The organism is Kitasatospora sp. NPDC041988 (assembly GCF_055588525.1).
In genome coordinates this window covers 103,637-114,664 of record NZ_JBVJCO010000016.1, presented here as the reverse complement: position 1 = coordinate 114,664, position 11,028 = coordinate 103,637, and the positions used below count along the sequence as shown (strand labels likewise).

Sequence of the window (11,028 nt, the reverse complement as noted above, 5' to 3'; positions counted from 1 at the left end):
CTCCCCTCCCGCCTTTCCCCCTCCCATCCCCCTGCTGTGGTTCGTTCGCTCCCCCCCCCCCCCCCCCCCCCCCCCCCCCCCCCCCCCCCCCCCGCTGCCGTGCGGCAGAACGGGCGATTGGTCAGATCATCTGCTGAGATGGGGCAAATATGGACTGATCGACCCAGGCGGAGGTGGAGATGTCGGGGGAGCTCCCGTCCGGCAGTGATCCGGACGGCACCGTCCGCGAGCGCCGGCCGGACCACCGCCGGCCGTACCTGATGCTGCCGCCCCCGGTCCGGGCCGCGGCCGCCTGGTCGGTCGCGGGCATCCTCCTCATCACCGTCGCCTCGCTGGTCGTCTTCGCCCTGGTCGAACTGCGCGCCGCCACCGTGCCGGTGATCCTGGCACTGCTCGGCACCTCGCTGCTCTACCCCGCGATGCCGTGGATGGTCCGGCACGGGCTCGGCCGTGGCCTGGCCGCCGGCCTCACCTGCGCCCTGCTGGTGGCCGCCGTCGGCGGGGTGATCGCCCTGCTGGTCAACTCGCTGGTGCACAGCGCCCCGCAGATCGCCGAGGCCCTCCAGCAGGCCGGCGACCGGCTCGCCGAATGGCTCGGCCCGTTCGGTGAGAAGATCCGCCACGCGTTGGACAACGCCCAGGGCGAGACCAGCTCGCTGCTCTCCACGCTCACCAACAGCGTGCTCTCCGGGCTCGGCCTCGCCACCCAGATCGCCACCGGCGGCGTCCTCGCCCTCGCCCTGGTCTTCTTCTTCCTGCGCGACGGCCACCGCACCCCCGACGCCGTCCGCTCCTACCTGCCGGCCCGCACTGCCGAGACGGTCATCGCCTGCGCCGAACAGGCCTTCGATGCGATGGCCGGCTTCATGCGCGGCACCACGCTGATCGCCCTGATCGACGCCTTCTTCATCACCATCGGCCTGCTGCTGCTCGATGTCCCCGGCGCGCCCGGGCTCGGCGCCCTGGTGTTCATGGGCGCCTACATCCCGTTCGTCGGGGCGTTCCTCTCCGGGACGGTCGCCGTGCTGGTCGCGCTCGCCGAGGGCGGGCTCGGGACGGCGCTCTGGGCGCTCGGCGTGGTGGTCGCCGTCCAGATGATCGAGGGCAACATCCTCCAGCCGCTGATCCAGAGTCGCACCGTCGAGCTGCACCCGGCCACCATCATGGTCGCCGTGGTGGCGGGCTCCGGCATCGCGGGCATCCTCGGCGCCCTGCTCGCCGTGCCGATCTGCGCCGCCGGCGTCGGTGTCATCTCCGTCCTTGGCGGCGAGATCGGCCGGTCCCGCCGGGGCGGCCGGCGCGGTGCGACGGTCGGGCGGACGCCCGTTCAGGAGCAGGCGCCCGCCGGGGAGTAGCCGGGCGGGCCGGGGGCGCTTGTCGTACGGGCGGCGCGTGTGCGAGAGTGCTAATGCGACGTAAGTCGCGATAGTGAGGGGTGGGATACGGATGACGTTCGAGCGGTTCCCGGTGTCGGACGGCCGGGCCGGGCCGTACGGGGTCGCGATCGGGCCGGACGGCGCGGTCTGGTTCACGCTGGTGCACGCCGGGGAGATCGGGCGGTTGGCGGCGGACGGGGCGGTGCGGCGGTTCGGGCTGGGGGTGCCGGAGTGCGGGCCGTCGGTGATCACGGCGGGGCCGGACGGCGCGCTCTGGTTCACCCGGATGCGGGACCACCGGATCGGGCGGATCGACGTGAACGGCCGCGAGCGGTCGTTCGACGTGCCGACGCGGGGCGCCGGGCCGTTCGGGATCGCCGCCGGCCCCGACGGCGCGCTCTGGTTCACCGAGCTGAACGCCGGCCGGATCGGCCGGATCACGGTGGACGGCGAGGTGACGGAGTATCCGCTGCCGGTGGCCGGCGCCTACCCGTCGATGATCGCCGCCGGGCCGGACGGCGCGCTCTGGTTCACCCTCAACCAGGCCCACGCCGTCGGCCGGATCACCGTCGAGGGGGAGGTCACGGTGCATCCGCTGCCCACCGAGGGGGCCGCGCCCGTCGGCATCGCCGCGGGCGGTGACGGCGCGCTCTGGTGCGTCGAGATCGGCGCCGGCCGGATCGCCCGGCTCGCGGTGGACGGCGCGGTGACCGAGTACCCGCTGCCCGACCGGGCCGCCCGCCCGCACGCCGTCGCGGCCGGTCCGGACGGGCGCCTCTGGTTCACCGAGTGGGCCGGCAACCGGATCGGCTCGCTCACCCCGGGAGGCGGCTACGCGGGCTACGAGCTGCCGGTCGCGGGCGCGGAGCCGCACGGCATCGCCGTCGGCCCGGACGGGGCCGTGTACGCGGCGCTGGAGATCGGCGAGATCGTCCGCCTGGTGCCCTGAGCCGGCGGGCCGTCACCGGGCCTGAGCGCCGTACCGGTCGGCACGCCCGCCCTGGTCCAGCCCTCCACCCCCTAGCCGTGGGTGGAGGGCTCGGCGCAGAGGTCCGCGGCGAGGGCGCAGAGGGCGGCGCGGTCGGGGCGGCCGGTCTTGGCGAGCAGGCTGGCCACGTGTTTCTCGACGGTGCGCGGGGAGATGGAGAGCTTGCGGGCCAGCTGCTGGTTGCCGGGGCGGTCGGTGAGCAGGACGAACACCTCGTACTCGCGCAGGGTCACGCCACAGGTGCGCAGACGGGCCGGGACGGCGTCGCGGCCGCCGCGGTGCTGGGCGACGCTGGCGCCCGCGCGGCGCAGCAGCGACCGGCAGGCCGCGGCCACCGGCTGGACCTCGGCGGCGTGGAAGTACTCCTCGGCGGTGCGCAGCCAGGCCACCGGCTCGCCCCAGCCGTCGGCGAGCGCGGCCTCGGCGGCGAGCCGCAGCGCCAGGTGGTGGGCGAGCGGGAAGGGGGCCGCCGCGGCGCGGGCCTCGGCGAGTGTGCGGGTGGCGTCCTCCGGGCGGTGCTCGCGGCCGAGCAGGACAGCCTCGGCGAAGAGCAGGAACTGGCGGTTCCAGGCGAGCCCGGCGGCGGGGGTGGTGGTGGTCGGCGCGAACTCGGTGCGCGTCCAGGTGCCGGTCACGACCTCCAGCAGCGGGTGCAGGCCGTGCCGCCCGGCCAGGTAGAAGACGCTGGGGTGGTCGAGTTCCCAGGCGAGGCCGGCGGCCAGTTCGGCGCGCGCGCGGGCGCGGTCCTCGGTGAGCAGGGCGCCGACGGCCCGGCAGAGGCCGTAGCGCAGCGGCATCAGGAACGACTCCTCGCCGCCGGCCTGCTTGAACCGGACCAGCTCGCGCTCCATCTCGCGGCCGCGGCCGCGGTGGGCGGCCAGGGTGGCGGAGCCGAGCAGCAGGTAGCGGTGGGCGGCGAGGTTGCGCAGCCGGGCGGTGGCGTCGAGGCAGCGGTCGACGATCTCCCGGGCGGCCGGCCAGTCGCCGCGCAGGACGGCGTTCATGGCGAGCAGGCCGTCCAGGGTCTGGGTGAGCACGATCGCGCCGAGACCGGCGGCGGCCTCCCGGGCGTGGGCGAGGCGGGTGCCGTCGCCGGTGCGCATGAAGGCGTTGGCGCCGAGGCGGAGCAGCGCCTCGACCCGCCAGACGGGCAGGGCGTGCGACTCGGCGACGCCGAGCATGCGTTCCAGGCAGGCGTCGGCGTCGTCGAAGCCGCGCTCGCGGGCCAGCAGGGCGAGCAACTGCCAGGCCTGGCAGGCGACCACCGGCAGGCCGGCGCTTTCGGCGACCTCGGCGGCGTGGCGGGCGAGGCGCTCGGTCTCGGCGGGGGAGACGCGCTCGGGCGCGCGGTGGTCGGGGAGGAGGGCCAGGTGTCCTTCGACCACCACGAGGGCGGCGTCCTGCTCGGGGCGCGGGTGCGCACCGGTGAGGGTGCGGGCGGCGTCGAGCTGGGCGGTGGCCTCGGCGGTGCGCTCGGCCATCACCGCCGCCCAGGCGAGCCGGGTGTGCAGCTCGATCCGGCGCTCGACGGCGGGGGGCCGGTCGTTCGGCGACAGGGTCGCCACCGTCGGCAGCGTGCCGGCCAGCTCGAACGCCCGGTCCAGGCGCCCGGATTCGGCTAGTGCCGGCAGCAACTGCTCGGTGACGGTGTCCCGTTCGGCGTCCCCGGCGAGCTCGTGCGCGCGCTCCAGCAGCACCACCGCCGATCCGGCCGCGCCCGCCTCCAGCAACCGGCGGCCGGCCTCGGCGAAGTGCACGGCGGCGCCCGCCCGGTCGCCGCCGGCCAGCAGCAGGGAGGCCACCAACTGGCGGCGCTCGTCGCCGAGTTCGGGGTCGGAGCGGAGGATCGCCAGGGCCGCCCGGCGGGCCACGGCGGCCCGTTCGGCGGGGGCGAGAGCGGCGGTGACGGCGTCGGCGGTGAGCGTGTGCCGGAACGCGTAGCGGTCGGGGGCGGCGCCGTCGGGCACGATGACGTTGGCCTCGGAGGCGGACCGCAGGTGGCTGAAGAGCGTCCGGTCGTCGTGGCCGGTGATCAGCTGGACGGTGGCGACCGAGAAGCGGCTGCCCAGGGTGGCGGCGGTGAGCAGGAGTTCGCGCACCGGCGGGTCGAGCTGGTCGATCCGCCGGCCCCAGCTGCGCACGATGGTGCTGGGTACGGCGGTACAGAGGCCGCCGGCCACCTCCCAGCCCTCGCCCGTGCGGCGCAGCGCGCCGGAGGCCAGCATGTCGGCGAGCAGCTCCTCGACCAGGTAGGGGCAGCCGTCGCCGCGTTCGGCCAGCTGTTCCAGGACGGCCGCGGGCACTTCGGCGACCTCGGCCTCCAGGATCGCGGCGGCCATCGCCCGGACGTCGGCCGGTGGCAGCGGCCGCAGTTCGGCGACGGTCGCGGCCCGCCGGCGCTCGGCGGCCCGGACGAGGTCCAGCGCGGGGCCGGGCTCCGCCCGCAGCGTGCCGACCAGCAGCACCGGCAGGCCGGCCAGGTTGTCGACCAGGTACTCCAGGACGGCGACCGTCTCCGCGTCGGTGTCGTGCAGGTCCTCCAGCAGCAGGACGCAGCCCTGCTCCCGGCCGAGGACGGCGAGCAGTCGTAGCAGCGCCTCGGCGAGTTCGACCACCGTCTCCGGGTAGCCGGCCGCCCCGGCCGGCGCGGTGCGCCACTCGGGCACCAGCCGGGCCAGGGCCGGTCGGTAGGGGGCGAGTTCGGGGTCGGTGGGCGTCCCGGCGGCCCGGAATCGGGAGGAGAGCGCCTCGATCAGCGGCCGGAACGGCGTGACCGTCAGCGTGGAGGAGCCGCGGCCGCGCAGTACGGGGAGTCCGAGCCCGTACGCCTGGTAGGCGCACTCGCCGACCAGTCGGGACTTGCCGATCCCGGCCTCGCCGAGCAGGAAGACCGCTTGCCCGGCCCGTTGCCGGGATGCCGCGAGCGCGCTGCTGAGCAGGCCGATCTCGGCCGCCCGCCCGATGGTGATCGACGAAGTGGTGCGCATGGCCGCAGGCTACTTGACGGTCTGTGGGATCTGTAGGGTGGAGAATCGGCCACGAAGTGTCCACCGTACCATTGCAGGATGGTTACCGTACGACCACATTCATGGCGGGGGTCTCCGGTTCACGCCGGGACCGCCACCGGGAGGCTGCCCGGTCCCCGGTGGCGGTCCGGCCGGGCGGGCGCGTCCGTGGGGCGCGCGTCGTCCGGGAGCCGGCGATGGATCGGTGCCGGGCCGGTCAGATCGGTTCGGTCATGGTCGGGAACTCGAAGGCGGGCGCCGTGCCGCCGGCGGCGAGCAGCTGGGAGCGCAGGCCCAGGCCGCCGCCGGCCCGCAGCCGGATCTCGCCGGCGGGGTGGTCGACCGCCTCGTCGGGCCGGCCGCTCGCGTGCTTCCGGGTGGGCGTCAGATCGGTGTCGCGCATGTGCTCGGATACTCCCATTCGTCGATGAACCGGGTGTTGGCCGGGTTGGAAACAGGCGGGCGCAAGGCCCGCCTGCCGCACCGTACCGGGTCCGGGCGGACCACGGACGGTGGTGCGGTCAAAGGGCCGGCGGCGGAGCCGGGAGCAGGGGGCGGAGCAGCAGCGCGGGCGGCACCCGCTCGGGGAAGCCCAGCCGCAGCAGCCCGTGCCCGATCCCGGCCAGACCGGTGAGCAGGCCCGGGTGCGGTACGTGGTCCGGGGTGCCGCAGCGCGGGCCGTCCTGGTCGATCCCGGCCAGCAGCGCGCCTGCCCGCCGCACCCAGGGTGTCCGCCCGTACGCCGGGCTGCTGCGGCCGAGCAGCTCCAGGACGCCGAGTTCACCGTGGCACAGGCTCTGATCGGGCAGCGGCGCCGCGCGTGCGGTGTTCCGGACGGCGCGCGGGAGCCACTCGGCGAGCCGCTGGTCGGCCTGCGCGCCCGGGCTGTCGGCCACCGCGAGCGCGATGCCGGGGCGGCCGCGGCACCATGACGCCTCGCGGGGGCGCCGGGTGGTGGCGGCGTGCAGGGCGGCCAGACCGGCCCGGTGGTGCGGGCCGTCGGCCGGCTCGCCGGCGGCCTGCGCGTACCGCAGCAGCGCCCAGCCGGTGCCCGCCGCGCCGTGGGCGAAGCCGAGGCCGGCGGGCAGGGACGCCGCGGCGAGCCGTTCGGCGCACCCGGCGGCGGCGTCCAGGGCCTCGGGCCGGCCGGTGGCGGCGTGCACGGCGAGCAGCGCGGCCAGGCCGCCGGCGGTGCCGCTGTGCACGCCGGTGTCGCTCTCACGTTCGGCGGCGGCCGCGGTGAGCGCCACCGCCGGGCCGGTCCACTGCCGGATCAGGGGGTCGTCCAGGGTGCGGGCGATCTCGGTGAGCGCGTACGCGATGCCGCCCAGCCCGGCGAACGCCCCGGAGCCGACCGCGGCCGGGTGGTCGGGGTGCGCGCCGAGCAGGTCGAGCAGGCCGGGGACGGGCGCGAGCGAGCGGCGGGCGACCTCGGCGTAGCGGTCGGAGCCGGTGAGCGCGGCCAGTTGGGCCAGGAAGAGCGCGGTGCCGGTGTACCCGCCGGCCAGGTCGGCGCCGAGCGGGCGGACCCGCCAGTACCGGTCGGCGAGCAGTTCCAGGCCGAGCCAGTTGGTGCGGGTGCGCCCCCGGTACGCGGCCGCGACCAGCTGGTCGCCGACACCGCGGGCGGCGGCCAGCAGATGTTCGGGCTCGGGCGCGGTGGCCCAGACGTTCTCCGGCACCGGGCGGCCGGGGCGGTGCGCGGGCGCGGTGGCGGCGCCCGCCATCGCCGCCCGGATGATCCACTCCTGGTCCTTGCGGTCCACCCCGCCGAGGGCGGCGAGTTTGGCCTCGGCGCGGGACAGTCCGGTTTCGGCCAGTTCGCCGGGGAGCCGGCGGCCGCCGGCCGTCCACAGGTCGCGGCTGCCGGGGCGGGTGGTGAAGAGCGGGACGTCGCCGGCCCAGAGGTCGGCGAGCTCGTGGTCGGCGAGGCCGAGGCGGCCCGGGTCGGCGACGGCGTCGGTGCGCAGCAGCTCCAGCACCGCGCCGCGGGCGGCGGCGTCGCCCAGCACGTCCGGGTGGGTCGACTCGTCCAGCAGCCGCGCGTACACCCGGGTGGCACGTGGCACCACCCGCACCTCGTCCTCGGCGAAGGAGTGCAACAGCCCGTGCGGGCCGCCGAGTTGTTCCCGGCCGGCGGCGATCGCGGCGTACCCGGCGCGGAAACCGGCCACCAGCGCTTCGGTGTACGCGGCCGGGTCGGCGAGGGCGCCGTCCAGCCGGGGCCGGTTGCGGGCCTCGCCGAACTGGCGTGGGCGCCGCACCAGCCGCATCTCGTCGGTGCCGGCGCCCGCCCAGTCCACGCCGTCCACCGGGGAGGTCGCCCGCCGCCCGCCGCCGATGCCGGAGACGTCCACCGCGCCGTCGTCGCCCAGCAGCAACTGCGGCAGCAGGCCGACCCGGTGGACCGACTCCTCCAGCGCGCGGGCGGCCGGGTCCTCCGCCGGTCCGGCCTGGGCGGGCGGGTGGAACAGCGTCTCCACGTCCACCAGGACGGGGTGCTCCCCGCAGGCGATCACGTTCTCGAAATGCAGGTCGGTGCCGTCCAGCACGTGGAGCAGCGCCAGCAGGGCGCCCTGGCGCCGGTAGAACCGTTCCACCTCGTGCGGGGTGCGGCAGGACCGGGCCTCGGCGAACTCCGTCCAGCCGTGGCCGCCGCGGTCCAGCAGCCCGAGCACGCGCAGCCGGGGCACGTCGGGCTGGGCGTTGAACCAGTCGAGCAGCGCGTTGAAGTGCCGGTGCGCGGCGGCCGGGCGGGGCCGGTAGGCGACGGCGGCGCCGTTCGCGAAGTGCAGCACCGCGACGGCGCGGCCGCGGCGGTGGAGGTCGCCGGCCTCGGACTCGACGGCCACCAGCGCGCCGGGGTCGGCGCCGCCGAGCAGGGCGGGGACCAGCAGCGGGCGGTCGGCGGCGAAGCGGGCGAGCAGTTCGGCGTGCGACTCGGCGGCGTCCAGGCAGGCCTGGGCGAGCAGCCGGGCGAGCACCGGGTAGGCGCGCAGCAGCGTGGCGAGGCCGTCGCGGCGGGCGGTGAGGGCCAGGAAGGCGCGGAACCGTTCCTGCGGGGTGGCGCCGCCCAGCCGGCCGGCCGTGCGGGCGGCGTGCAGCTCCAGGACCAGCGTGCGGGCGGCGATCCGGCTCAGGCGGGCGGTCAGGCGGGCGGTGAAGCCGGCGCGAAGAACGGGCAGGTCGAGGTCGGCGGTGGTCTCCAGCGTCGCGCAGAGCCGGACCAGGGCGCGCTCGGCGAACGGCGCCAGGACCAGGCCGAAGCCGGTGAGACCCGGGTAGGCGGCCCGGGGCACGATCGGGCGGACGGGCGCCGCGGCGACGGCGGCCTCGGTGAAGGCGGCCCACTCGGGACGGCCGGCCGGGAGGGGCCGGCCGGGCGTCAGAGCCCGCTCCCACCACGGCGGGGAGGCGGCGGCGCCCGTGAGCCGGAGCCGGGCCGCCCGGGGCTGTGCGGGCGGCCGCGACGGGCCGGGGGCCGCCGCGCGCGTGGGGTCGTCACCGGGCACCGGAGGGCGCTGAGCCGTTGCGGCCGGGGCGGCGGCCGATGCGACCGGGCCCTGAACCGGTGCGCCACCCCCGTCGGGGCGTGCTCTTCGCACGGCGTTCACCTCTGCCACCACCGCACCTCCGATGCCGGGAGAGGGCGGCGCTGCCGTCGAAGACGCCGCCCTCGGGCCGATCCTTGCGCTGCTGTGGCCACCGGGGCATGGGGGGTGGGCCCCCATCTTTGCGACGGCCGGCCCGCATCATCCTGGGGTGTGCGGGCCGGGGAGGGTCAGCGCCTGGCGACCAACAGCTGGGTGGCCACCGCCGGCCGGCCGTTCATGGTGCGCACCGGCAGCTCGCGCTCGGCGACCGGATCGAACGCGCCGAGCAGCTCGTCCAGCCACTCCCGGGTGTGGTGGCGGCAGACGGCGCCGTCGCTGGTCTCGAACAGGCGTGCCAGCCAGTCCGGGTGGAGTGGGTGCCCGAAGGTCTTCGCCGTCCCGGTGGAGTTCCAGTAGTCGGACTGGTTGTCGAGAGCAGGCATGTACCGATCATCGCACGCCTGTTCGTGGAGCGGGGCGGGAGAGGCCGGCCGGGGCGGCGCAGGCGGGGGCAGGGCCGGGCGGCCGGGGGCCGTGGGTTGTTCGGCCCTTGTCCGGTCCGCAGCGGTGCGGGGATCGTGATCGCCGCGCGGGTGTGTGCGCGGGGCACGACGAGGGCAGACGTGGCAGGACGTGAAAGTACGGAAATCTGCGTGATGGGACGGGAGAGGCCGGAGATGGGCGAGTTGGTCACGGTGCAGGTGTGCGAGGGGATGTCGGGAGGCGTCGCGGGCGACGCCAGGGCCCGGATCGCGGCCGTGGTGAGCGGGGCCGACGCCCTGGTCGAGGCGCCGCGGGTGCGGGTCGGACCGGTCGGTGGGGCGGCCGTGCTGGCACAGGTCAACGCCGAGGTGGACGGCCGGCGGATCCGCGTCCAGGAGACCGCCGCCGACCTCGGCGAGGCACTGGACCGGCTGGCCGACGGCCTGCGCTGCCGGATCGCCGCCGTCACCTCCGGCTGGACGCCCAGGCCCTGGCCGCACCGGATGCGCGGCCGGGGGCTGCTCACGACGGTCGCCGGGCAGGGCGCGCCGCGGGGTGAACGTACGCTCGTGCGCGTGGGCGCGGGCCCGCTCGTGGCCGATCCGTGCACCGAAGTCCCGCACGGCGCCCGGGTGGAGCGGATCGTCCGTCGCAAGCGGGCCGCCCTGGTGTGGTGCTCGCCCGACGCGGCGGCCCGGACCATGGACGCGATGGACTTCGACATCCACCTGTTCACCGACCCGGCCACCGAGACCGACGCCGTGGTCTACCGGGTCGGCCCCACCGGCTACCGGCTCGCCCGCACGGCGGCCGCCGCCCCGCCCACCAAGCCGGCCGTGCCGCTCACCGTCAGCCCCTGCGGTGCACCGGAGCTGACCGAGGAACAGGCCGTGGCGCGGCTCTCGGGGGCCGACCTGCCCTTCCTCTTCTTCGCCCAGCCCGGCACGCGCCGCGGCCGCGTGCTCTACCGGCGCTACGACGGCGGGCTCGGCCTGATCGCGGCCGCCCCGTGACCGGTGAGGCCGGGCCGTCCGGCCGGCTGCCCGCCGACGTCGCCCCGCCGCGCCACCTGGTGCCGATCGGACGCGCCGAGGCGCTGCGACTGCTGGGCGGCGCGCCGTTCGGCCGGATCGTGTTCACCGCGCGGGCGCTGCCCGCCATCCGGCCCGTCAACCACGTGTTCGTCGACGACGCGATCGTGATCCGCACCCACGACGGTGCGGCACTGAGCACGGAGGCGCTCGGGGCGGACGCGGACGGCGTCGTGGTCGCCTACGAGGCGGACGCCATCGACCCGCTGACCCACCTGGGCTGGAGCGTGGTCGTCACCGGCTACGCCCGCCCGGTCATCGACCCGGGCCAGCTGGCTCGCTACCGCGCACTGCTGCGCCCCTGGGTGGCGGGCGAGAGGGAGCACACGGTGGCGATCCGGCCCGACCTGGTCACCGGCTACCGGCTCACCGAGGGCACGGCGGGGGGCGGGTAGCGCCCTCGGAATCGCACCGGGGGGGGGGGGGGGGGGGGGGGGGGGGGGGCGTGGACGCGGGTTGCGCTTTTGGCTGGTCTCCCTGTCGGGCGTGTGG

General features: G+C 76.8%; 8 protein-coding genes. 4 read left to right on the top strand and 4 right to left on the bottom strand.

What is annotated here, in order from left to right; all coding sequences use genetic code 11:
- Positions 1–179: 179 nt before the first annotated feature.
- Positions 180–1,355, top strand: coding sequence for an AI-2E family transporter (locus ACZ6NC_RS18315; RefSeq protein WP_465733910.1), 1,176 nt, complete (start codon positions 180–182; stop codon positions 1,353–1,355).
- A 91-nt stretch (positions 1,356–1,446) separates the two neighbouring features.
- A complete protein-coding gene (locus ACZ6NC_RS18310) occupies positions 1,447–2,325 on the top strand; it encodes a Vgb family protein (protein WP_465733908.1) in 879 nt (292 codons plus the stop codon).
- Between the two features lie 71 nt (positions 2,326–2,396).
- On the opposite strand, the gene ACZ6NC_RS18305 is transcribed toward ACZ6NC_RS18310, so the two are convergent.
- The 4 genes from ACZ6NC_RS18305 to ACZ6NC_RS18290 form a co-directional block, all read right to left on the bottom strand.
- On the bottom strand, positions 2,397–5,351 hold the full coding sequence (locus tag ACZ6NC_RS18305; RefSeq protein WP_465733906.1) for a helix-turn-helix transcriptional regulator: 2,955 nt from the start codon (positions 5,349–5,351) through the stop codon (positions 2,397–2,399).
- Positions 5,352–5,586: 235 nt separating this feature from the next.
- Positions 5,587–5,772, bottom strand: coding sequence for a hypothetical protein (locus ACZ6NC_RS18300; RefSeq protein WP_465733904.1), 186 nt, complete (start codon positions 5,770–5,772; stop codon positions 5,587–5,589).
- 118 nt (positions 5,773–5,890) lie between these two features.
- Complete coding sequence (locus ACZ6NC_RS18295) at positions 5,891–8,881, bottom strand: type 2 lanthipeptide synthetase LanM family protein (RefSeq protein WP_465733902.1); 2,991 nt, start codon at positions 8,879–8,881, stop codon at positions 5,891–5,893.
- A gap of 269 nt (positions 8,882–9,150) precedes the next feature.
- Complete coding sequence (locus ACZ6NC_RS18290; RefSeq protein ID WP_465733900.1) at positions 9,151–9,405, bottom strand: hypothetical protein; 255 nt, start codon at positions 9,403–9,405, stop codon at positions 9,151–9,153.
- Positions 9,406–9,639: 234 nt separating this feature from the next.
- On the opposite strand from ACZ6NC_RS18290, the gene ACZ6NC_RS18285 reads away from it, so the two are divergent.
- Entirely contained in the window at positions 9,640–10,458 is an 819-nt protein-coding gene (locus ACZ6NC_RS18285; RefSeq protein ID WP_465733898.1) for a sigma 54 modulation/S30EA ribosomal C-terminal domain-containing protein, read from the top strand.
- Positions 10,455–10,931, top strand: coding sequence for a pyridoxamine 5'-phosphate oxidase family protein (locus ACZ6NC_RS18280; RefSeq protein ID WP_465733896.1), 477 nt, complete (start codon positions 10,455–10,457; stop codon positions 10,929–10,931). Before ACZ6NC_RS18285 ends, ACZ6NC_RS18280 begins: the two co-directional genes overlap by 4 nt.
- The last annotated feature ends 97 nt before the right edge of the window (positions 10,932–11,028 follow it).

Coding starts and splice junctions, on each gene's coding strand:
- ACZ6NC_RS18285 (WP_465733898.1), top strand. CDS start 9,640: ATGGGCGAGTTGGTCACGGTGCAGGTGTGCGAGGGGATGTCGGGAGGC.
- ACZ6NC_RS18305 (WP_465733906.1), bottom strand. CDS start 5,351: ATGCGCACCACTTCGTCGATCACCATCGGGCGGGCGGCCGAGATCGGC.
- ACZ6NC_RS18310 (WP_465733908.1), top strand. CDS start 1,447: ATGACGTTCGAGCGGTTCCCGGTGTCGGACGGCCGGGCCGGGCCGTAC.
- ACZ6NC_RS18290 (WP_465733900.1), bottom strand. CDS start 9,405: ATGCCTGCTCTCGACAACCAGTCCGACTACTGGAACTCCACCGGGACG.
- ACZ6NC_RS18300 (WP_465733904.1), bottom strand. CDS start 5,772: ATGCGCGACACCGATCTGACGCCCACCCGGAAGCACGCGAGCGGCCGG.
- ACZ6NC_RS18315 (WP_465733910.1), top strand. CDS start 180: ATGTCGGGGGAGCTCCCGTCCGGCAGTGATCCGGACGGCACCGTCCGC.